This window comes from Cobetia sp. PDI-12MA (assembly GCF_059507695.1).
This window is the reverse complement of sequence record NZ_CM183351.1, coordinates 2,089,935-2,112,357: the sequence shown is the minus strand read 5'-3', so window position 1 is coordinate 2,112,357 and position 22,423 is coordinate 2,089,935. Positions and strand designations below refer to the sequence as shown.

Here is a 22,423-nt window from a genome sequence, read left to right as displayed (position 1 = left end):
GGCTGCTACCAGAATAGAGAGGCCACTGGCTTTCAGCCGACTGAAAAGACTGATACGGACAGACAGGAGGACCTGATACTTCCAGGGAGAGTAAAGGCGGCATGAACGCGGAGCAGGCGCTGAGGTGCGGCGCATCTTCCATGAACCGTCCCCTATGCAAGAAGGCCACCCGGATCGGGTGGCCTTGCGTTTTCTGCGCGGTTGTTCCTCGCCGTTTGCAGCGGTACTGCCCTCAAGCATCAGGCGCAGTGGGCGCCTGAAAAAGCAGGGCGATCAGGTGTTGAGCACGACGCCGCCGTTGAGGTGAATCGTCTGGCCTGTCATGTAGCTTGAATCTTCGCTGGCCAGATAGACGTAGGCCGGGCCCATCTCGCTAGGCTGACCGGGGCGCTCCATCGGTACTTGCTGGCCGAAGTTGGCGACCTTTTCGTCCTCGAAGCTGGCGGGGATCAAGGGAGTCCAGACCGGGCCGGGTGCAACCGCATTGACGCGAATGCCGCGGTCCATCAGCGTGCCGGAAAGTGAGCGTACCAGCCCCTGGATGGCGCCCTTGGTGGCGCTGTAATCGATCAGGCTGTCGTTGCCCTTGAAGGCGTTGACGGACGAGGTGGCGATGATGGAATCGCCTTTGGAGAGATGCGGCACGGCGGCCTTGATCATGTAGAAGTGGCTGAACAGATTGGTCTTGAAGGTGCGCTCGATCTGTTCGTCATCGATCTCGGTGACGTCGTCCCAGTCGTACTGTTCTGCAGCATTGTTGACCAGGATATTCAGCTGACCGAATTCCTCCAGCGCGCCCTCGACAACCTTGCGGCAGAAGGCCGGGTCACCGATATCCCCTGCGATGCGGCGTCCGCGTCTGCCTTCGGCTTCGATCAGACGGATGGTCTCCTGCGCATCGACTTCTTCACTGCCCAGGTGCGTGATCAGACAATCGGCTCCCTCGCGTGCGAAGTGCACGGCGGCGGCGCGGCCGATACCGCTGTCACCACCGGTGATGACTGCCACCTTGCCCAGGAGCTTGCCGCTGCCGCGATAGCTCTCGCGGATATATTCGGGCTTGGGGTCCATGCGATGTTCATCGCCCGGTTGCTGGTTCTGATGCTGTGGGGGCTGTTGCTGAGTCATGCCGTCACCTCCGGTTCGTTGATCGTGAATGCGCTGATGCGCCTTCAGACGCTGAACGTCTGCCAATGGACCTGTGGACGATCCCGTCGGATTAAACCCCTCCATCATAATTTTCTTGTTTAGTAATGTTAAAACGCCCAGTCCTGCATGAGCAGAACTGGGCGTCGGGTTGTCTCGTTTCGGTACGCCTGGCGGTGGTCAGGAGAGCGCATCCTCATGCTTGTCATGCACGGTGGCTGGCGTACTGGCACCCGCTGCCATGGACTGGGCAAGCGGAACACGCGGCTCACTTTCCTTGGTCTGTTCTATGCCATGCAGGCTTGGCAGATTGGCAGGGTCATGCCCGGGGCCGTTTTCGAGGCTGGGCAGGGCCTTGCGAATGATGCTCGCGCATAGCACACGATGTTCATGCAAAATCAGACCTTCCCGCTCGAGGAATTGCAGCAGCCGAGTGGCAGAAACCAATGCCACGATGGGATGGAGATCGCGAAAGTGTTCCTCGACCTGGCTGGCGCTGATCGTCGCGAGTCGCTCCGGATGAGTATGCGGCATCGAAATATCCTCTTTTCGGGTTCCGATGAGTCGGAATCTTGAGTGATTCTCTAGGTGTCACGCTGCTTCGTCGGCGGTGAGGCTAGCCCATCTGCCGGCGAGACCCACGCGCTTTTCATTGCGCGCCAGCCATCAGGCAAGTGACAGTTGCTACTGAGAGTGTTCGTTCTGAGTGTGTCTGGTTTACGACGGTGTTGCGTTCTACAAAAACTAGTATTAGAGAATTCGCGAATATCTTCCAGCCTTGATGCGCGCATGCTCTCATTTTTCTCGTGCTTTCGCGAAACTTCATGCCTTCGCGCAGGCGGATACCTGCCATGGGGTTCTGACTGTTAGACTAACGCTCCCCCCATGTCGTACAGATGTCCGTCATGTTGAATATAGTCAGGATGGCCACGAAGCCACCTGACAGATGATCATTTTTCCTTCTATGGATGTGCCATGAAACGCTTTGTGCTGCTCGATACCGCGCCGATCCCCGGCACGTCGGATTCGTTGTGTCTGTTCGAGTATGGCGAGGACTTTGTCATCAAGATCGAGAGCGGCAAGGGCGGGCAGCTGATGAACACCCGCATGCATGGCTCGGAAGATGCGCTGGCCGAGATTCCTGCCGGCCTGCTCAATAGTCGCGGCACGTCGGCGGCGCCACAGCGCGTTCTGATCGGCGGCCTGGGGATGGGCTTCACGCTGGCTGCCGCGCTCAAGCACTTCAAGCCAGATGCCGAGGTGGTCGTCGCCGAGCTGGTGCCGGGAGTGGTGGCCTGGAATGACGGCCCGCTGGGGGCCAAGGCGGGCTATCCGATTCGGGACCCGCGCACGACAGTCGAGAATCGCGATGTCGCCGAGGTGCTGCGTGAAGCGCCTGGCGGCTTCGATGCCATCATGCTGGATGTGGACAATGGCCCGGAAGGCCTGACCGCGGATGACAACGACTGGCTCTACAGTGCGGAGGGGCTGGTGGTATGCGCCAGGGCGTTGCGCCCGGCCGGCATTCTGGCGGTGTGGTCGGCCACGGCCGATGCGCGTTTCTCGCAGCGCCTGTCGCGGGCCGGTTTCAAGGCCGAAGCGCGTCAGGTCTACGCACATGGCACCTCCGGGGCCAAGCACACCATCTGGATCGCGCGTTACGTGGGGCGCTCCGAGGCACTTGATGCCAGGCCGAAGGCTGGGAAAGGCAAGGGCAAGCGCTCAGGCAGCCCAAGTAGAAAGCCGGCAGCGAAAGGTACCGCACGGCCATCGCGCCGCAAGTAACCCGAGTGCGTCGTGGCTGATGACGTGATGGATGACTCTTCGCCTCATTCGCTATGACACACGCTGTGAGAGACAGCAGCGCCTTCGCGGCTAGTTGAACGCATGACAAAACGGGCTGGCCACATGATGTGGTCAGCCCGTTTTGGTGTACGTCATCGGCGGCTATCGATAGCGTTCAGCCTGTTGAAGCGCCAAGCGCTTTCGGCCTGAATTCTGGCTCAGGCCGCTTCGCGCGCCTTCATGTCCTGATGATATTCCTCGGCGAGGCGTTTCTTGGTGGCGTCATCGAAGACGCGGCCTGCCAGCTGGAAGACTTCCTGCTCTTCCTCATCCAGATGGTGGGTCACCAGGTGCTCGAGCTGCTTGGCGGTGGCCAGCCAGCCCGGCGAGCTGTAGTCGGTCGCCTCGAGCTTCTCGACCAGCTCATCGATCTCATGGTGCTCGGCGACACTGTGACGCGCCTTCTCCTGCGTCATGTCGTGCTCCATCATCGGCATGTAGAGCGCGCGTTCCTCAGCACCGGCGTGATTGGTCAGCGATTCCTTGAGACGCTTGAACAGGTCATCGCGCGGCTCGCTGTCACCTTCGGTCTGCAGCAGCATGTCCAGCAGGCGGCGTTGTTCGTCGTGGGTCTCGCGCAGGGCTTCAAATACGGTCATGTTCCAGCTCCTCATCATGTCTGGCGTGTTGAGTGGCGGGTCTGCTTGTGTGGTCTTGCTCAAGTGCGATCTTGCTTGTGTCAGGTCTGTACAACTCTGGTGGCGGATCGGCGGAAGTTCAAGTGCGCAACGGCGATCGGCCTTGAAAAAGGCTTGGCGCGAGTCAAGGAAGCAAGGGTGACCCTTGAATTCTTTGTTCGGTGGCGTGCCCGCAGCGGTGTCTGATCTATGCCAGCCGCCGGCCGCCACCGTCAGGAGCCCCGACATGTCCCAAGACCAGACCACGCCAGTCGATTCCTTCAGCCCCAAGGGGTCCCACGCGCCGGCGTTATCGGCGTCGCTGTCAGGCAGTCAGCTGGACCGGCCGCCGGGCGGTGGCTGGCCGTCGATCAAGGCGGTCGAGAAGTTCATCTGGCAGGAGCATCTACCCATCGAGGGCCATCGCAGCCTGATGAAGATGAACAAGCCCGATGGCTTCTACTGCCCGAGCTGCGCCTGGCCGAATGGTGACAAACCCAAGGGGGCCAACTTCTGCGAAAACGGTGCCAAGGCGCTGGCGTGGGAGGCGACACGTGAACGTGTCAGTGATGAGCTGTTCGCCAACAATACGCTCAGCGAGTTGCGTGAATGGTCGGATCACCATCTGGAGAAGGAAGGGCGCTTGACGCGCCCCCTGCGCTACAACGCCCAGACGGACCGCTACGAGATCACCAGTTGGGAAGCGGCCTACGCCGAGATCGGCCAGCGCCTCAAACGCTATGAGGACCCGAATCAGGTCGAGTTCTACACCTCGGGGCGTACCTCCAACGAGGCGGCGTTCCTGTTTTCCCTGTTCGGGCGCATGTACGGCACCAACAACTTCCCGGACTGCTCGAACATGTGCCACGAGACCACCTCGCGGGCGCTGCCGGAGTCCATCGGCATCGGCAAGGCGACGGTCAATCTCGAGGACTTCAAGCAGGCCGATGCCATCTTCATCTTCGGCCAGAACAGCGGTACCAACAGCCCGCGCATGATGGGGGATCTCCACGAGGCGCGTGGCCGCGGGGCCGAAGTGGTCAGCTTCAACCCGCTGCGCGAGCGGGCGCTGGTCAGCTTTGCCGATCCGCAGTCGCCCAAGGACATGCTGAGCGGCAAGGGCGTCGAGATCAGCAGTCAGTATCATCAGCTGCGCATCGGCGGGGACCTCGCCGCCGTGCAGGCGATGTGCAAGTACGTGATCGAGGCCGACGATGCGCTGCGCGAGCGCAATCCGCATGCGGTGGGCTATCTGGATCACGACTTCATCGCCCAGCATACCCACGGCTTTGATGCCTTCGCCGAGCATTGCCGCAAGCTCGAGTGGCAGGACCTGGTCGCCATGTCCGGCCTGTCACGCGAATCGCTGGAACAGGCGGGGCAGACCTATCTGGAGGCTGAGCGCGTGATCTGCTGCTGGGGCATGGGCATCACCCAGCATGCGCGCGGCGGCGACACCATCCAGCAGATCATCAATCTGTTGCTGCTGCGCGGCAATATCGGCAAGCCCGGCGCGGGCGCCTGCCCGATACGCGGCCATTCCAATGTGCAGGGCGACCGCACCGTCGGCATCGAGAACCTGCCCAATGACGCGATGCTGGATGCCTTCGATCGGGTCTTCGATATCAAGTGCCCGCGCGAGAATGGCCATGATGTCGCCGAATGCTGCGAGGCGATTCTGCGCGGCGAGGTCCGCGCCTTCATCGGCATGGGGGGCAACTTCTTCCGCGCGATTCCTGATCAGAAGCGCGTGGTCGAGAAGGTGCACGATCTCGACATGACGGTGCATGTCGCCACCAAGCTCAATCGCAGTCACCTGCACCCCGGCAAGCATGGTTGGGTGCTGCCCACGATTGGCCACAGTGAACGTGACCTGCAGGCGGGCGCCGATGGCAAGGGCGCGGAGCAGGTCTCCAGTGCCGAGGACGGTATGTGCAACGTGGCGCCGTCGCGCGGCGTGATGGCACCGGCGGACCCAAGCCTGCACTCCGAGATCGCCATCACCTGTCAGCTGGCCAAGGCGACGTTGCCGCCGCACCCCACCGTGGATTGGGATTGGCTGCAGGCGGATTACGCACGGATTCGTGACCGCATCGAAGAGGTCTTTCCGCAGATCTTCCCCGACTACAATGCGCGCCTGGCTCAGGGCGGCTTCCACATCCGCATCGCGCCGCGCGAGCGTATCTGGCATACCGACTCGGGGCGTGCCAACTTCCTGTTCCCCGAGGGGTTGGGCACGGATGAGGAGGGTCTCGACAAGGTGACCCACGAGACACTGAACATGGATAGCACCTTCCTGCTCATCACCATGCGCGGGCATGACCAGTTCAATACCACCGTCTACTCCAATGATGATCGCTATCGCGACGTCTATGGCACGCGCATGGTGGTGATGATCAGCCCGCAGGATCTCGAGACGCTGGGGCTTAGCGAGGGGCAGCGCGTGACGCTGGAAACGGTCAGCGAAGACGGCGTCGAGCGCAGCATGGCGGGCTTCAAGCTCAAGGAATACGACATCCCGACCGGCTGTCTGGCAGCGTACTACCCGGAAACCAATGACCTGATTCCGCTGGATCACCGCGATGCGCGCAGCAATACGCCCGCCTCGAAATCGGTGCCGGTCAGACTGCGCCTGATGGACACTGAAGAGGTCAATGCCAGCGAAGGGGTGTTGGCGAGCAGCTGAAGGGTTCAGCATGAACCGCTAAACAAGGAAAGGCTGAAAAAAATTGCATCCTGTGCTCGGCGTCAGGTTTCGATGTCAGTGCAGGACGCCTCGAGCCACGCCACGCGCTGCACTGAAAGAGTGCGCTGCGGGGCGTTCTGGTGTCTGGCGCTCAAGTTGATGCCAACGTCGGCGTAATTGAGGGGTTTGTAGGTACTGCGCCGGACTAGCCGCGAAATCATTTCTGGAGGCGGTCTTGCGCCCGATCGCGTCTGCTGACAGGCCAGATTCTGACGCCTGTGTCAGCTTCATGAGGCAGACGACGAGCTGGCGTCTTGCACGGTTTGAGGATGGGTGGCGTGAATCTTGCGTGGTGGTAGGGTAGCGACCGCCGCTCTGACCACCACCTTGCGCGCAGGGGGCGGTGGTCGGCGTTCAGGCAGGCTGACACCACCACAAGACTCGACGACTCACGACCGAGCTCCAGGAAGGCACTCATGGCAGAACACTCCTCACCGCACGCCTCAGACCGCACCTCAGATCAGCAATCGATGACAGGCGAATCCGGCAATGACTATCCCTTGAGCGAAGTCCCCGCTTCGGCACGACGTGGGCTGCTTTCCACCTCGATGGTGCTGCTCGGCTTCACCTTCTTTACCGCCACCATGTGGGCGGGTGGGTCATTGGGTGCCGCGTTCGCGCTCAATGAACTGCTGTGGATCATCATGATCGGCAATCTGCTGCTCGGCGGTTACGCCGCTGCCTTGGCCTATATCGCCTGCAAGAGTGGTCTGAATTCAGTGCTGATGGGACGGCTGTGCTTTGGCGAGAAGGGCAGTCGCCTGTCTGACTTCGTGCTCGGGTTCACCCAGATCGGCTGGTACGCCTGGGGCACCGCGACCATCGCCATCGTGCTGGTCAAGACACTCGGCTTGCCCGAGTGGCTGACCACGCCGCTGATGATCATCTTCGGTTTCGCCTTCTGTCTGACGGCGATGATCGGCTATCGCGGGCTGGACATTCTCTCGCGCATCGCCGTGCCGGCCATGCTGCTGTTCATCCTGTTCAGTCTCTACACCGGCATGGTCGATGTCGGTGGCGTGGCAGGCCTTGCGTCACTGACGCCGAAGGATTCCATGAGCTGGACGGCCGCCATCACCGCGGTGATCGGCACCTTCATCAGCGGTGGCACCCAGGCAACCAATTGGAGCCGCTTCGCGCGTTCGCCGAAGATCGCCGTCATTGCCACCCTGGCGGCCTTCTTCGTTGGCAATGGCCTGATGGTGCTCACCGGCGCGCTCGGCGCGATGATCTACCAGCAAGCCGATATCGTTGACGTGATGATCGCCCAGGGGCTGGTCAGCCTCGCCGTCCTGATGCTGTTCCTCAATATCTGGACTACCCAGGACAACACCATCTACAACTTCGCGATCGCCGGCTGCAATCTGCTGCGTACCCCGCATCGTCAGCGTGTCACCCTGGGGGGCGCGGCCATCGGCACAGTGCTGGCGGTACTCGGCATGTATGAGTGGCTGATTCCGTTCCTGATTCTGCTCGGTACCTTCATCCCGCCGATCGGCGGCGTGATCATGGCCAACTTCTGGCTAGGCCACAAAGGACAGTATCCGCGCCTCGCCGAGATGCCCAAGGTGGATTACCACTGGCCGGGGCTCGCCGCCTACGCCATCGCCTGCCTGTGCGCCTGGAGCTCACCCTTCATGCCGCCGGTCGTGGGTGTCGTGGTCGCCTTCGTCGTCTACGGCGGGCTGATCAAGCTTGCCAAGGTAGAACTGGCCAGCAAGACGGCGGCGTGAGTGGTTGAGCGTCTGGTGTGAAGGGCAGAGGAATATGAAACGCCCAACGAGTCCTGGACTCGTTGGGCGTTTTTCCTGGGGGGTAGCGTCAGGGGAGAACCACTTGATGCACAACGTGGTTGTGCATAGAATGAGGAAAAAAGGTGCTGCCATGGCGGTGGAATTCAGGGATGTGTGGCTCGAGCGCTTCTATGAGCATGATGTTGGCCACCGCAAGATACCTGCGGCGCTCTCCAGTTCGCTCTACCGAAAGTTGCAGATTCTCGATGCCGCAAGTCAGGAGTCTGATCTGAGGGTTCCACCGAGCAATCGGTTCGAGCATCTGCAGGGCAATCTCGCAGGTTATTGCTCGATTCGTGTCAACAAGCAGTATCGACTCATCTTCCGGTGGGAGGCGGGGGTCGCCCATCAAACATATCTAGACCCGCATGCTTACAAGGGCTAGAGGAGGTAGCAGTGATGAGAAACACCCAGCGACGCCCGCTGACGGTAGGAGAGATGTTGACGGCAGAGTTTCTGGAGCCGATGAACATCGATATCCGCACCCTGGCCGAGGCGATGGGAGTGCACAGAAATACCCTGAGCCGTATCGTGCATGACAAGGGCACCTTGACGGCACCGATGGCCATCAAGCTGGCGGCTGCGCTAGGCAATACGCCGGAGTTCTGGCTCAACATCCAGCATGCCGTGGAGCTTTGGGATGTGCGACATCGTGCCTACGCGCAGGATGCCAAGGGCGTACGTCGGATAACACCGCAAGTGGATGCCGGCGAGCTTGCCTCGCATTGACGGCGCGCGCTCTTCACGGCGAGTGATTGAGATGGCGTGAGCCCGAGAGCTTATGCCCAGCAATGCAAAGCCCCAGCCTGAAACTCAGGCTGGGGCTTTGTGCTTTGCGCATTTGGTAACGCCTCGTCGTGCCGCTCACATTGATCAAGCGGTCGCTGGCTTCACCTGAATTACTAGACAGACGGCGATCAGCGCCATGCCGAGCCAGCCGAGCGGAGCAATATGTTCCCCGACGATGGTGACGGCGAGCAGGGCGGCGACCAGCGGTTCGAACAGGGTGAGCAGGGTGGCCTTGCTGGCGGCAACGGTCTTCAGGCCGTAGCCGAATGCAATATAGCCAAGGAACATCGGTACCAGCGCCATGTAGAGTGCGACCGATGTGTTGCCGGGGGTGGCGAACAGGCGCGGGTCGGCCACCAGCATGCTGAGACCCAGGCCGGCGATCAGCGCGATACCGGCGACGCCGAACAGGCTGCCCATGGCAGCGCGGGCGTGGGTGCCGTGGTCCATCATGCGCCGGGCGATCAGCGAATAGGCGGCGTAGGTCGTGCCGGCGATGATGCCCAGCAAGATGCCGGTCAGGCGTTGCCAGTGAGCGTCAGACACGCTCCCTGACCCTGTCCCCATCGTGTCGCCGCCGGCGCTGATGGCGGCAATATCTCCTCCATGAGTGGCCGTTTCGCCCACCGCCATCATCACCACACCGGCAATGCCCAGCGCGAGGCTGAGATACCAGCTCAGCGTGAGTCGGTGGTGGCCGAACAGGCGCTCCAGAATCGCCGCTGCCAGTGGCGACGTGGCGATGGTGATCACCGTGCCGATGGCGACACCGGCCAGATGCAACGAGGAGTAGAAAGCCAGCGGGTAGATGACGACACACACGGCACCGAGCAATACCCAGCGCTTCTGCGCCAACAGCAGGCTCAGACAGCCCATGATATTGGGTCGTGCGATCATTGCCTGAAGCAGGCCGCCGATACCCATGGCGAAGGCGCCGGTTGCCAGCGGACTGACATCCTGGTTGAAGTGGGCCGCCGTGCCGGTGGTGCCCCACAGCAGCGCGGCAAACAGCACGGCCAGGCTACCCATGTCGGTCGACAGTGAAGAGGCCGCGATATCAGAGCGATTGGTTGTCATGGTGATGTCCTTGCGTGTCTTGCCAATCCCGCGGCCTATTTCAGTCGCAGCATGAGTCCTGCGAAAGTGTGCTGAAACCACTTTCGGTCAAGTGAGTCGCCGTTGCCGGCTGACTACCGCTCAGGGCGCGCACTCCAACTTGCCAACAATTCGCTCATGGCCGTCAGGCGTCGTGATGCTGCCATGGCGCCAACCCTTGCTCAGCCCCTTGCTCCGACCCTTGCTTGGCATCGCGGCCATGCTCGGTTCCGCTCCACGGGTCACGCCACGAATCACGCTCACCCCAATGGGCAGCGTCGTCTTGTGGCTCAACCAGAGCGTCGGAGGCCGTGTCGGGCGTCGTCCAGGCCGCGAGGTCTGCCTGCGGGCTGGCCATCGGCGCCTGCGTTGCCTGCGGCCGCAATTGCAGCATCAGACAGGTCATGATCAGCACCATGCCGATGGCGCCCATCAGCGTGAACTGCTCGCCGACCACGATGACGGCCAACAGTCCCGCCACCAGTGGCTCGAACATGGTCAGGACTGTCACCCGGCTGATGGGCGCGCTGGCGAGCCCGCGTCCGAAGATGAGGCTGGCCAGCAGCATCGGGATCAGCGCCATGTAGATGGCGACCGCCGAATTCACCGGCGTGGCAAACAGGCGCGGATCGAGGAACAGGCAGCTGATGGCCAGGCCGATCAACAGTATGACGCCGGCACAGCCGAACATTGTCCCCATGGCTGCACGGCGATGCACGCCCAGCAGCATCATGCGTCTGGCAAGCAGCGAATAGGTGGCGTAGCTCGCGCCGGCCAGCACGCCCAGCCCGATACCGATGAGCTTGCGGCTTTCGCTGGCAACGCCGCTGGCAGTGGCTTGCGCTGCCGTATCCGCCAGACGTGTCTCGCCCACTGCCATCAGCCCCACGCCAGCCATGCCCAGCATCAGCGCTGCGTACCAGCGCACACTGACGCGCTTGCGGTCCAGCACATATTCCAGCACCGCTGCCGCCAACGGCGCCGTGGCGATGGTGATCACGGTGCCCATCGCCACGCCGGTGTATTCCATGGCCGAATAGAATGCCAGCGGGTAGACGATGATGAACAGCGCTGCCCACAGCACGAGATGCTTGTGAACCAGCAGGGCGGCCAGCTCCTCATGAAGGATTCGTCGCGACAGCACTGCCTGCAGAATGCCGCCAAAGCCCATGGCGAAGGCGCCGGTGGCCAGCGGACTGACATCCTGATTGAAGTGGGCGGCGGTGCCGGTCGTGCCCCATAGCAGGGCGGCCGTGAGGACGGAAAGGTTGCCGATCTGGCGTTCCAGCGCTGGGCGGAAGGGCGTCCGGGAGAAGGAGTGCTGCATGGTGGATGGCTCGCAATGAAGTGTGTCTCGGTGTGCACGAGATTACGCCTCATCGCGAGAAATATATTGTGCTGAAACTACGCTCTGATCTGCCAGGAGAAGCAAAACGTCATATACCGCCAGAGTGCGGTGGTGGACTGCTGGTTCGGATGCTCAATCGGTTGTTCAGATGATCGAATCAGTCGGTCATTCAGTCATTCAGTCATTCGGGGGAGTGAGGCTCGAATACTGGCGCGTCATCTCGCGTGGCGACTGGCCGAAGTAGCAGGAAAAGCGCCGCGAGAAGGCGGAGAGGTTCTGATAGCCGACGGCCTCGGCGACCTGCTGGACGCTGAGATCGGTATGGATCAACTGCGCCCGCGCGCGCTCCATGCGTCTGGCAGTCAGGTACTGCTTGACGCTGACGCCCAGATTGTCGCGGAACACCTTGTGAAACTGGGTCGGGCTCAGGTGGGCGAGTCGGGCCAGTGATGCCACGTCGTGGGGCTGCTCAAGCTGCGCGTTCATGACATCGAGCACCCTGAGCAGACGACGGTCGACGCGTTGATCACAGGTCTGCTTCTCCAGCAGGCCGAGAAACAGCGCGATGGAGAGCTGATCGATGTGCTTGTCGACCTCACCTTGCAGCTGCGCTTCGAGAAACAGCAGGTAGTTCATCAGCAGGGTGCTGATCGAGAACACCACGCGTTGCGACGCCGTAAGGTTGTCGGGCAGGTAGTCCAGGTCAGCGACGATGAAGCGCGCGGCGTCCTTGGCATGAAACAGATGTGACTCCCCGGGGCGAATGATGACGCACTCGCCGGTGACCACGGTGCCGTGATGGTTGCCGACCTGGATATCGAGATGGCCGCGGATCGGCAGCACCAGCTGGTGGTGGTCGTGATCATGGACCGTCGCCTGTGGCGTATAGGCGCGCAGCGAGAGTGTCGTCATGGTGCGGTGGCCATCATCCGGCGATGCAAGGGCAGCATGGAGAGCAAGAGAGACATGCGCCTGTCATCGGCTCAGCTCGATGCTGCGGGTCTGGCCACGGCCGACCTGAACCTGACTGAGGATCAACGGGCTGCGTGTGCCGTCCGGCAACTGGACGACACCGGCGACATAGAAGGTGCCGGATGGCAGGCCAGTGGCATTGAAGTAGCCATTGCTGTCAGTGCGCACGCTGTGGGTGTAGGCCTGGGCGCGCGGGTCGGCGCGAGACGCCGTCTTGCCTGCCAGTGCCAGTTCCGCGGCTTCCGCGGAGTAGGTGGTGACCGGGGCGATCGAGATGCCCGCCCGGTTGGCGTAGATCGTCTGGCCCTGCCACTCATAGGACATGCGGCCCTTGATCACCGAGGTGCCGGTCTTGTCGAGCCTGGCGTACTCCGCCTCCGGGAAGGCGACGGTACGCTGGACGCGCTGCTCGCCCTGTTCGGGCTGTGAAGAGCCGAAGTCCGGCAGCGAAATGCTGTCGGCCATGCGCGAGGCGCTTTCACACCCGGCAAGAACGGCGGTACACATGAGCAGAGCGAGCGGAGTACGCAAGTGACGAAGCATGGCGAGTCTTCCCTGAAGTCGAGTGATGGGTGGCGCGTGCGGCTTGAGAGCGAATCAGTCTGACCACATCTATTGCTCTTGCCCCACATCCTACTGCGCTGAGCACGGCCAGGGAACTGCCGGTGGGCGGGAGGCAGGCGAGGGTGACTCCCCCGTCAGGCATCGGCATTCGCTGGCATCCGCTGGTAACTCTCGCGGTTTCGACCGACCCTTGTCGGTAGGCCAGCAGCAAGCGTTTGCCCGCTAGCGGGCTGGGTTGCGCAAAGCACGCCTCTGGAGTTGCTTAAACAGGAACTCCTTGTTCATTATACGTTTGTCTATAACGTGATGGCGCTTGTTACCATGCTGCTCATCAAACCCTGTGCAAGGGCTACGCAAGAGCTGTTCGAAACCGCTCGAGGTCTGCTTGTGTGCTGTTAGAGCGCTATTCGAGTGCAGCACACAGGCGTCAATACTGCCTTGTGCACTGGCGTCGGGTGAACCATTCATTGTCCGGGAGGGCCGCATGTCGACATCCCAGAGTGCTACTGATCCTTCACGTCGCCAGCTATTGAAGCTGGGACTCGGTGGAGCAGGCATGGCCGTGTTCGGCGGCCTGTCCCTTCAGGCCCTGGCCGAGACGGTCGCTGACGATCAACAGACGCAGGATGACAGTGCCTTCGCGACGTTCATGGTCCTGTCGCGCTGGCTGCTCAGCGACAAGACCCTGGATGAGTGGCTGGGCCAGCGCTACTTCGAGGCGCTGGCGAGAATTCCGGCCGAGGGTGTACCCGGCGTCGGCAGCTTGCCAGCCCTCAAGACCCGCCTGCTGGCCCTGGGCGAGTCGCGAGAGTACGTGACAAAGGAAGACCTGAGCGACGGTGAGATGGCGCTGGTGCGCCGTCTGCTGCAGGCCTGGATGCTCGGCACGGTCGGCAAGTCGATCAGTGACCCTGACGCCGAGGTCATCGCCTTCGAGCGCGCTGGCATGTATGCCGGGCCGCGCGATGTGCAGGTGGTGCGTACCTATTGCCCCAACCGTCCGGGGTTCTGGGCTGAGGCACCCAAGGCCTGACTGGTCACGCCTTCTTCAGATCTGCGCGTGACGGATGGTAGGGCCTCGGGTTCGTGCTGAGACCTCCGCTTCTGATATCGCCCGCGTGCCAGACCTTCCAGGGGCGTCCTGACCGCTCCTGTTGCTGTTCCCAATTTCCCGAGGAGAATCCTGCATGGCCGAGGAATCCCGTTCGTATGATGCCGATGTGATCGTGGTCGGGTCTGGTGTCGCCGGCGCCCTGATCGCACATCGCCTGGCCGAGGCCGGCAAGTCGGTCATCATGCTGGAAGCAGGCCCGCGCATGCAGCGCTGGCAGATCGTCGAGCGCTTCCGCAACCAGGCCAACAAGATGGACTTCATGGGGCCTTATCCTGCCAGCAACGCAGCGCCCCATCCGATGCTCTACGGCGAGAATGCCGACTATCTGGTACAGAAGGGGGAGCAACCCTACGACGCCCAGTACATTCGTGCCGTCGGCGGCACTACCTGGCACTGGGCGGCGTCTGCCTGGCGTTTTCTGCCCAGCGATTTCGTGCTCAAGAGCGAGTATGGCGTCGGGCGCGACTGGCCGATCGGCTATGACGAACTGGAAGACTATTACTTCCGTGCCGAGGTCGCGCTGGGTGTCTGGGGGCCGAATGATGTCGATCTGGGCAGCCCGCGCAGCGCCGAGTATCCGATGGCACCGCTGCCGCTGTCGTGGAACGAGCGGCGGGTCAGCGAGCGTATCAATCCCCATGGATTTGACATGGTCACCGAGCCGGTGGCGCGCAACAGCCGCCCCTATGATGAGCGCCCGACCTGCTGCGGCAACAACAACTGCATGCCCATCTGCCCGATCGGTGCGATGTATTCCGGCATCATCCATGTCGAGAAGGCCGAACGTGCCGGTGCCAGATTGATCGACAATGCCATCGTGCATCATCTGGAAAGCGACGCCAGCGGCAAGATTCGCGAGGTGCGCTATCTGGACCCCGACGGCAAGCAGCATCGCCTGAGTGCGGCGCGGGTGGTGCTGGCGGCCAATGGCATCGAGACCCCCAAGCTGATGCAGATGTCGGTCAACGCCCATACCCCCGATGGGGTGGGTAACCAGAACGACATGGTCGGCCGGCATCTCATGGATCACCCCGGTACCGGGGTGAGCTTTCTGGCCGATGAGCCGCTGTGGGCGGGGCGTGGCCCTCAGGAGATGACCTCGATCATCACCTGGCGTGACGGCGACTTCCGCAAGGGCTTCGCATCCAAGAAGCTGCATCTGTCCAACATTGCCCGCACGCAGCAGATGACCACGGAGGTGCTGTCGGAAACACCGCTCAGGCTCGGCGCGGATCTGCAGGCGCAAATCGATAATCGGGCCAGCCGCTATGTGCAGTTCGACAGCTTCCACGAGCTGTTGCCAGAGGCCGCCAATCGCATCACGCCGTCAAAAAAACGTGACGCTCTCGGCCTGCCGCGCCCGGAATTCCGTTATGCTATCGATGATTACGTCAAGCGCAGCGCCGCGCATACCCGTGAACAATATGCGCGTATCGCTCAGCTGATGGGAGGCACCGACATCGCGTTCCGTGATGAGTTCTCCAACAACCAGCATATCTGCGGTACGACCCTGATGGGAGACAACCCCAAAGACTCCGTGGTGGATCGCGATTGCCGAGTGCATGGCCATGACAACCTGTTTGTCGCCAGCTCCGGCAGCATGCCCACCGTCGGGTCGGTCAATTGCACCCTGACCATCGCGGCGTTGTCTCTGCGTATTGCCGATCTGCTCGAACAGGAAATATAAGCATGGTCCCGCACGTCCGTACTGCTGGCACCCGTGATGCCATTGATGAGAAAGGTCGCGGTGCCCGCCCGACCCTTCGCCCCGCACGCCTGACCCGTGCCGTCCGCCTGGCCGCCATTGCGGGCACCAGTGCCATGTTGCTCAGCGCCTGCGGCAGCGGCGAGGATGAGCACGCCAGACAGGTACAAGCCGACAAGGCCGCCACCGATGACCCCGCGCTGATCGAGAAGGGCCTGTACATGGCGCGCGCCAGTGATTGCGCGGCCTGTCACAGCACCGAGGACGGCGATGAATATGCCGGTGGCCTCGGCTTCGAGACCCCGGTGGGCGAGATATACGCCACCAACATCACCCCGGACACCGAGCACGGCATCGGCAACTACACCCTCGAGGAGTACACCCGTGTGCTGCGCGAGGGCGAGGCTGCCGATGGTCACAACCTCTATCCGGCGATGCCGTTCCCGTCCTACGCTCGTCTGACGGATGAGGACATCAAGGCGCTCTATGCCTGGAACATGCATGAGGTGACGCCGAGCAGCACGCCCAACCGCGAAAGCGAGATTCCGTTCCCGCTCAACATGCGTTGGCCGATGGCGCTGTGGGAAGAGATCTTCTCGCCGCTGGAGCCGTGGCAGGACCACGAGGACAAGAGTGCCGACTGGAACCGTGGCGCCTATCTCGTCCAGGGGCCGGGCCACTGTGGCAGCTGTCACACCGAGCGTGGCTTCGCCTTCCAGGAAACGGCGCTGACCGGTGATGAAGAAGGCTATCTGGGCGGGGCGATGGTCGAAGGCTGGCGCGCCTTCAACCTCACGCCGGACATGCAGGATGGTCTGGGCAGCTGGAGCGAGCAGGATATCCAGACCTATCTGGCGACCGGCAACCTCAAGGGCAAGGCGCAGGCTGGCGGCCCGATGGCGGATGTGGTCGAGCACTCCATGCGTTACATGAGTGAAGACGACCTGCGCGCCATCGCGGTCTATCTGAAGTCGATTCCGGCGGTGGATGGCAAGGGCGAGCAGGGCGAGGCGGTCAATGATGGTGATCGCGAGGCCGAAAGCGAGCCGCAGGTCGCCACGCGCTTCAATCAGGGGGCACCGGCCGATGATGTGCTGTTGCTGCGCGGTCAGCCGCTGGACAAGCGTCCCGACGATGAAGATCTGATCGGCCAGCTGACCGATGCCACGCCGGGCGTGCGTCTGTATCTGGGCCACTGCGCCATGTGTCACGGCGCGGATGGTGCCGGCACCCAGGATGGCTACTACCCATCGCTGTTCCACAACAGCGTGACCGGCAGTGTCTATCCGGACAATCTGGCCCAGGCGATCCTCAATGGCGTGCAGCGTGAGAACAATGGTCACAGTGTCTTCATGCCGGCCTTCGATGACAGCCTGACCGATGATGAGCTGATCAATCTGATGGACTATCTCGAGAATCGCTTCGGGGAAGGCCATCAATCCGAGACGCTGGCATCGCCCGAAGCACGTCGTCAGCAGCTGAGCGACAAGCTCGAGGACTGGCGCAAGCACTGAGTCCGGTGCAGGCTCTGAGATCTGTGCTGACAGGCCTGCGCAAGTGCTGGGTCGCCGAGTAAAAAGACAGCCCATGAAAGCGGGCTGTCTTTTCCGTGACCTGCGCCACGGCGCCGACATGCGATTGTCGTGTGCGTTCAGTGCCGTCTCATCCCGCGCTCGGTATCCTCCACGACTGGATCGTCCATGACTGGATCGTCCATGACTGGTTCATCCGTGGCTGGCGATGTCACACAGTTGGGGTAATATTGCCCCATGCAGGCCCCCCGATTCACATTCATCCCGCTCGGGTTGCGCTCAAATGCAGCACAAACTGAAGAACTGCGGTAGAATGTGCGCCCAGACTTTAGCTCTTTATCAATTATTCGAGGCAACATAGCAGTATGACCGACGCTAATCTTGACGACCAGCTTGCATCCCTGTTTCAGGAGCAGGACACCAAGCAGGACCAGAACGCCCGCATCAAGGAGCTGGAGCGTCAGCTGCGTGAAGCCAGCAAAGAAGCCGACAAGCTCCGCAATGCCCGTGACAAGGCAAAGAAGGAAGTCGAAGACCTGCGCGCTCGCAACGAACGCCTGAGCGAGAAAGCCGCAGCCTCTGACAAGCACCGCAAGCAGGTCGAACACGAGTTCAACCAGAAGCTGGTGCAGTACAAAGCACGTCTGGCACGCGAACAGGCCATCGCCCAGTCTCGCATGATGCCGATGGGCGCAGCCGTCGAGGAAGCGACCGAAGAAGCCGATGCGACCTCTCTGGAAGACCTCGGCCTCAACGCTGCCGCTATCCGTGCCCTGACTGACGCTGGCTACGACGATGTTGCCAAGGTTCGCAAGGCTCACGCTGATGGCGTGATCTCTGAAGTCAAGGGCATCGGCCCGAAGGCTCAGTCCCAGATCGCTGAAGCCCTCGACGCCTGATCGTTGCCCTTGATCGAAAAAACCCGCCAATCGGCGGGTTTTTTTGTGTCTGTCATTTGCCCTGTGGCGGGCATGACTGTTGGGCCTACAGCCGGGTCTTCACCTGGGTCTACTGCTGTAGCTACTTCTGAATAGCAGGCCAGCTGACCGCTGACTGCTGCTCGCCCAGCCAGTCCTTGAGGGCGGTGCGCATGTCGGCGCTCGGGATAGCGCGCCCGTTCAGCGCATGCACCACCTTGGGGAGACTCGGCGCCTCACCGGCATCCGCCGGCCAGGCCTGCTTGAGCGTGAAGGCGAGCTTCATCGGCTCCTCGCCGTGCAGGCTCTGTTGCATACGAGCGTGCTCAACGGCCAGCAACTCGAGCTCGGCCTCAAGGCTCGCATCCTCGATATCGGCACGACTGACCAGCAGCATGCGCGGCAAGTCGAGCATGTTGGCGCGCGGCAGCCAGTCCTTGGACAGCGGATGCAGCGCCACCAGACGCGTCGCGTCATCGCCGTTGAGGAAGGCGGCGTGCATCTTGCGGCTGTTGATCAGTGCCTGAGGCGCATCCCCGACATATTCATCGCCTTCCAGCTCTTCCAGCGAGCGCGGGCTGACCAGCTGCATGCTGGAGCCGACCTTGACCTCGACCCACTGCTTCAGCGCCAGATGCGAGCGTGCATCGTCATGGCGCATCACCACTCGCACGGCACGCGTGGTGTCATTGAGGAAGCGGATCAGTAGCTCCTGCGGCTCGAACAATTCGGTGTAGCGGATCAGTTCATCGCGCGCGACCAGGCTGACATCGTCGAGATCCGCGCCGTCCAGCACTCGCAGTGACATGCCGCTGTCGGCCAGTGCCTTGAGCATCTGCGGTGTCAGGTAGGCGGCGTCGAGGCTGCCATCGCTCAGCCCTTGCTCCACGGCTTCGTAGCTTGAGAACTGCTTGAGCATCAGCGGGCTGCTCAGTTGGTCGTCGAGGGTGCCCTCGGCCTCGAGCATCACGGCGGGACTGACGCTGACGCCGCCATCGGCAGGCATGCCGATCTCCAGCGCGCTGGCGTGCTGGGCAAGGGTCAGGCTGGCAGTGGTGAGCGACAGGGTGGCGAACATGCGTGCCAGACGCGGGCGAGATATCGGTAGCGATATCAAACGACAGGACAGTGCAGGGGAAAGCAGGAACATCTGGCACTCCGACAACGGTAACAGGGTGATGGCGTACGGCAGCAATGACAGCTCGCGCGCGCCAATGGTAGCTGTTTGGTCTGTGGGTGTCAGGCACGGCGCGGCGTCATGTCTCACCTCGCTGCTAGGCACGCCATCCTGCGGGGTGGCTGAGAGGATGATCGCGAGCACGACCGTGAGGAAGACCGTGGAGACGATCGTAAGGTTGCATGCGGGCATGAAAAAAGCCCCGTCTCCGAGAGAAGACGGGGCTTTTGACGACTATCCGCGCAGGTGGCTCAGTCCAATTCAGCGCACGGCTGAGCACAACGGCAGCTCACGGCTCAGCACATATGGAAGCTCACGGCTGTGAGCGTGCCACCGGTGCTTCGCCGGTCGCGGCAGCTGGCCCCGGCGTAGCCACCACACCATCGCGGCGTGCGAAGTGATCGACCCACAGCGCGATCACGCCATCGCCGGTGACGTTGGTGGCGGTGCCGAAGCTGTCCTGGGCCAGATATAGCGCGATCATCAGGCCGAGTTCCGCCTCTCCAAAGCCGAGCATGCTGCCCAGCACGCCAAGTGCCGCCATCACCGCACCACCCGGCGCCCCGGGCGCAGCGATCATGGTCAGGCCCAGCATGATCAAGAACGGAATCACTTCGCCGAGGCTTGCCAGCGCCAGATTTGGGCTCATCATCATCACGGCAGTAGCACAGGTGACGATGGTGATGGTTGAACCGGAAAGGTGGATGGTGGCGCACAGCGGCACGCTGAAGTTGGCCACTTCATCGCTGACGCCGTTGGCCTTGGTCTGACGCAGGCTGACCGGGATTGTCGCCGCCGACGACATGGTGCCCAGCGCCGTCAAGTAGGCCGGCAGCATGTTGCGCAACAGGCCCAACGGAGAACGACGCTGGATCAGACCGGTGATCATGTAGGCCGTGCTGAGCCAGATCCAGTGCATCACGATCGCCAGCACCAGCACCTTCCAGAAGGTATCCAGTGTCGACAGCGCCTTGCCCTCGTAGGCCATCTCGGCAAAGGTGCCGGCGATGAACAGTGGCAGCAGCGGGATGATGACGCGATTGAGGAACACCTCGACCACTTCACGCGATTCGAAGACGGCGCTTTTCAGGGTCGGCAGTTCGCGGCGGCTGATGACCACACCGAAGACGAAGGCCAGCACCAATGCCGTCATCACCGGCAGTGCCGCGGGGATTTCGAGATCGAGAAAGGGAGTCAGGGCATCGCGGCCTTCAGTGACCGGCGCCATGCCGGACAGCATGCCGGGCAGCAGGTTGCTGGCCACCAGGAAGGCGAAGATGCCGGCCAGAATCGTCGACCCGTAGGCCATGCCGACGGTGCGACCCAGCATGGCGCCGGAATTCTTCGGCAGCGACGCGATGCCGCTCATGACGTAGAACAGGATGATCAACGGGATGGTGAAGTTGATCAGCTGGCCGATGATGACCTTGGCGGTCAGCGCGGCACGTACGAGGGCATCCGGGGCCATCAGGCCGATCAGCAGGCCGGCAATGATGCCGAGGATAAGTTTGACGATGAGCTTCATGTGGATCTCGAGGGTTTGACGGGTTCTTGCCCCGATAACGGGTCGTGAATCGCGTACCACCTCGGCGACGCACCGAAATGGCGCGCAGAGTTTACCTGAATTGCGCCACCATTTCAGGCGCCTGGCCAGCTGCCGTGGCATGGGGTGTGAATGCCCATGACTCGACGTGTTGACCAGGCGCCATCTCAGGCTCTCAGCCGTTCATCGCTTCGCTTTCATCACTTTCGCGTTGTCTCTCTTTCGCGCCTCGCTTGCCCACCCAACGCTTCGCTTGCGCTCTCGTTTCACTGTCCTGATCTCACTGTGATGAAGAGGCCGAGCGACGCTGCTTTACACCATGATGCACCAGTGCCACCGCTGCCAGTACCAGCCCGAACAGCGACATGCCCTGCCAGCCGTAGACGCTCATCATCTTGACGCCGATGGCGGAACCGGCTGCCGCACCGAGGTAGTAGCACAGCATGTAGACGGCGTTCATGCGGCTCTGTGCCTTGGGGTCGATCGAGAACACGCGCACCTGGTTGGGAATCTGGGCCGCGAAGACGCCCAGGTCCAGCAGGATGATGCCGACGATCAGTCCGGCCAGGCTGTTTCCCCAGAGGCCGAGCACCGCGAAGGACGCCAGCACCATCACCAGGGCGAAGCTGATCAGGCGCCCTGCGCCGACACGATTGACCAGACGGCCCGCCGCCTTGGCCCCGAAGATGCCGGCCAGCCCGATGATACCGAACAGCCCCGCCTGCTGGACGCTGTAGTCAAACGGCGCATCGGTGACGTGAATGGCCAGCGTCGCCCACATGGCATTGAAGGCCGCGAACCACAGTGCGCCGGTCAGTGCTGACTCTCGCAGCAGGGCATGTTGCTTGAACAGCGTGCCCATCGAGAGGATCAGTCTGGGGTAGGCCATCTGCACGGCAGGCGCGCGACTGGGCAGGTGACGATGCTGCCGCTCAGGGTGCGTGACAGCAGTATGCCGATGGGCAACCCCGTCATCAGGGTGGCGATGTTCTTGCCGCGCGCCTCGGGGGTGGACAGCGAGGCGGTCAGCGGAATCAGTTGCTGGGTGATGTTGGCGCCCAGCCCGGCCACGAAGCTTGCCAGCAACAGCGGCCAGAAGCTGGGGGCCAGGAAGATGCCCAGTGAGGCCAGTGCCAGGGTGATGGACAGATTGCGGATAAGTTGGCGCCTGTCCATGGTGTCGCCCAGCGGCGAGATCAGCAGGATGGCGGCGGCGTAGCCGAATTGGGTCGCGGAGGGAATCAGGCCGATCATGCCCTGGCTCACGCCCAGTGAGCGGGCCATCTCTGCCAGCAGCGGCTGGTTGTAGTACAGATTGGCGGCAGTTGCAGCGACCGCGATCGCCATCAGCAACAGCAGACCACGCCCAATGGCGGGCGTGCTGTCGGCGTCCGATGTCGGTGAGGCTGTGCCTGACTGGACAGTATCTGATCGGCCAGTATCTGACTGGACAGTAACTGATCGGACTGTGCCCGATCGGGAAGTGCTGGAAGGGGGAGTGCCTGTCACCTGGGTGTCCT

General features: G+C 62.1%; 20 protein-coding genes. 9 read left to right on the top strand and 11 right to left on the bottom strand.

Translation table 11 applies throughout. The features are described 5' to 3' along the window. Window positions 1-273: 273 nt before the first annotated feature. Window positions 274-1,128: an SDR family oxidoreductase gene (locus tag AC5WNI_RS09085; protein WP_175088833.1), complete on the bottom strand. Its 855-nt coding sequence runs from the start codon at window positions 1,126-1,128 to the stop codon at window positions 274-276. A 198-nt stretch (window positions 1,129-1,326) separates the two neighbouring features. After that, window positions 1,327-1,680 (bottom strand): hypothetical protein, encoded by a 354-nt coding sequence (locus tag AC5WNI_RS09080; RefSeq protein WP_285460760.1) that lies wholly within the window; start codon window positions 1,678-1,680, stop codon window positions 1,327-1,329. 441 nt (window positions 1,681-2,121) lie between these two features. Here AC5WNI_RS09080 and AC5WNI_RS09075 point away from each other — a divergent pair, with 441 nt between their 5' ends. Continuing rightward, on the top strand, window positions 2,122-2,931 hold the full coding sequence (locus AC5WNI_RS09075; protein ID WP_217485812.1) for a spermidine synthase: 810 nt from the start codon (window positions 2,122-2,124) through the stop codon (window positions 2,929-2,931). Between the two features lie 218 nt (window positions 2,932-3,149). Here the strand turns inward: AC5WNI_RS09075 and AC5WNI_RS09070 are convergent, their stop codons facing one another. Next, on the bottom strand, window positions 3,150-3,590 hold the full coding sequence (locus AC5WNI_RS09070) for a hemerythrin domain-containing protein (protein ID WP_153635859.1): 441 nt from the start codon (window positions 3,588-3,590) through the stop codon (window positions 3,150-3,152). A gap of 265 nt (window positions 3,591-3,855) precedes the next feature. Here AC5WNI_RS09070 and AC5WNI_RS09065 point away from each other — a divergent pair, with 265 nt between their 5' ends. The 4 genes from AC5WNI_RS09065 to AC5WNI_RS09050 all read left to right on the top strand — a co-directional run bounded on the left by AC5WNI_RS09065 (window position 3,856) and on the right by AC5WNI_RS09050 (window position 8,876). Then, window positions 3,856-6,294: an FdhF/YdeP family oxidoreductase gene (locus AC5WNI_RS09065; protein ID WP_175088831.1), complete on the top strand. Its 2,439-nt coding sequence runs from the start codon at window positions 3,856-3,858 to the stop codon at window positions 6,292-6,294. A gap of 530 nt (window positions 6,295-6,824) precedes the next feature. Further along, window positions 6,825-8,087, top strand: coding sequence for a cytosine permease (codB, locus tag AC5WNI_RS09060; protein ID WP_175088868.1), 1,263 nt, complete (start codon window positions 6,825-6,827; stop codon window positions 8,085-8,087). Window positions 8,088-8,238: 151 nt separating this feature from the next. After that, window positions 8,239-8,532 carry a type II toxin-antitoxin system RelE/ParE family toxin gene (locus tag AC5WNI_RS09055; protein ID WP_175088830.1) on the top strand — a complete coding sequence of 98 codons (294 nt, stop codon included), beginning with the start codon at window positions 8,239-8,241 and terminating at the stop codon, window positions 8,530-8,532. Between the two features lie 14 nt (window positions 8,533-8,546). Next, complete coding sequence (locus tag AC5WNI_RS09050; protein WP_153635856.1) at window positions 8,547-8,876, top strand: HigA family addiction module antitoxin; 330 nt, start codon at window positions 8,547-8,549, stop codon at window positions 8,874-8,876. 144 nt (window positions 8,877-9,020) lie between these two features. On the opposite strand, the gene AC5WNI_RS09045 is transcribed toward AC5WNI_RS09050, so the two are convergent. The 4 genes from AC5WNI_RS09045 to AC5WNI_RS09030 form a co-directional block, all read right to left on the bottom strand. Next, window positions 9,021-10,013, bottom strand: coding sequence for a DMT family transporter (locus AC5WNI_RS09045; protein ID WP_175088829.1), 993 nt, complete (start codon window positions 10,011-10,013; stop codon window positions 9,021-9,023). 163 nt (window positions 10,014-10,176) lie between these two features. Then, the gene (locus AC5WNI_RS09040) at window positions 10,177-11,358 is read right to left on the bottom strand and encodes a DMT family transporter (protein WP_175088828.1); all 1,182 of its coding nucleotides are present in this window, start codon (window positions 11,356-11,358) and stop codon (window positions 10,177-10,179) included. 198 nt (window positions 11,359-11,556) lie between these two features. Continuing rightward, window positions 11,557-12,291, bottom strand: coding sequence for an AraC family transcriptional regulator (locus AC5WNI_RS09035; RefSeq protein ID WP_175088827.1), 735 nt, complete (start codon window positions 12,289-12,291; stop codon window positions 11,557-11,559). A 63-nt stretch (window positions 12,292-12,354) separates the two neighbouring features. Next, window positions 12,355-12,816, bottom strand: coding sequence for a carboxypeptidase regulatory-like domain-containing protein (locus AC5WNI_RS09030; protein WP_175088826.1), 462 nt, complete (start codon window positions 12,814-12,816; stop codon window positions 12,355-12,357). A gap of 583 nt (window positions 12,817-13,399) precedes the next feature. Between AC5WNI_RS09030 and AC5WNI_RS09025 the strand changes: the two genes are divergently transcribed. From AC5WNI_RS09025 to AC5WNI_RS09010, 4 genes are all read left to right on the top strand, one after another. Next, window positions 13,400-13,948: a sugar dehydrogenase complex small subunit gene (locus tag AC5WNI_RS09025; protein WP_175088825.1), complete on the top strand. Its 549-nt coding sequence runs from the start codon at window positions 13,400-13,402 to the stop codon at window positions 13,946-13,948. Window positions 13,949-14,102: 154 nt separating this feature from the next. Beyond that, window positions 14,103-15,716: a GMC family oxidoreductase gene (locus tag AC5WNI_RS09020; protein ID WP_175088824.1), complete on the top strand. Its 1,614-nt coding sequence runs from the start codon at window positions 14,103-14,105 to the stop codon at window positions 15,714-15,716. 2 nt (window positions 15,717-15,718) lie between these two features. Further along, entirely contained in the window at window positions 15,719-17,248 is a 1,530-nt protein-coding gene (locus AC5WNI_RS09015; protein ID WP_495928353.1) for a c-type cytochrome, read from the top strand. Window positions 17,249-17,631: 383 nt separating this feature from the next. Continuing rightward, window positions 17,632-18,165: a hypothetical protein gene (locus AC5WNI_RS09010; protein ID WP_175088822.1), complete on the top strand. Its 534-nt coding sequence runs from the start codon at window positions 17,632-17,634 to the stop codon at window positions 18,163-18,165. Window positions 18,166-18,286: 121 nt separating this feature from the next. Here AC5WNI_RS09010 and AC5WNI_RS09005 read toward each other — a convergent pair whose 3' ends face one another. From AC5WNI_RS09005 to AC5WNI_RS08990, 4 genes are all read right to left on the bottom strand, one after another. Beyond that, a complete protein-coding gene (locus AC5WNI_RS09005) occupies window positions 18,287-19,552 on the bottom strand; it encodes a hypothetical protein (RefSeq protein ID WP_175088821.1) in 1,266 nt (421 codons plus the stop codon). A 121-nt stretch (window positions 19,553-19,673) separates the two neighbouring features. After that, window positions 19,674-20,885 carry a dicarboxylate/amino acid:cation symporter gene (locus AC5WNI_RS09000; RefSeq protein ID WP_175088820.1) on the bottom strand — a complete coding sequence of 404 codons (1,212 nt, stop codon included), beginning with the start codon at window positions 20,883-20,885 and terminating at the stop codon, window positions 19,674-19,676. Window positions 20,886-21,183: 298 nt separating this feature from the next. Beyond that, window positions 21,184-21,792 carry an MFS transporter gene (locus AC5WNI_RS08995; protein ID WP_495928352.1) on the bottom strand — a complete coding sequence of 203 codons (609 nt, stop codon included), beginning with the start codon at window positions 21,790-21,792 and terminating at the stop codon, window positions 21,184-21,186. Next, the gene (locus AC5WNI_RS08990; RefSeq protein WP_495928351.1) at window positions 21,774-22,250 is read right to left on the bottom strand and encodes an MFS transporter; all 477 of its coding nucleotides are present in this window, start codon (window positions 22,248-22,250) and stop codon (window positions 21,774-21,776) included. Before AC5WNI_RS08990 ends, AC5WNI_RS08995 begins: the two co-directional genes overlap by 19 nt. Window positions 22,251-22,423: the final 173 nt, after the last annotated feature.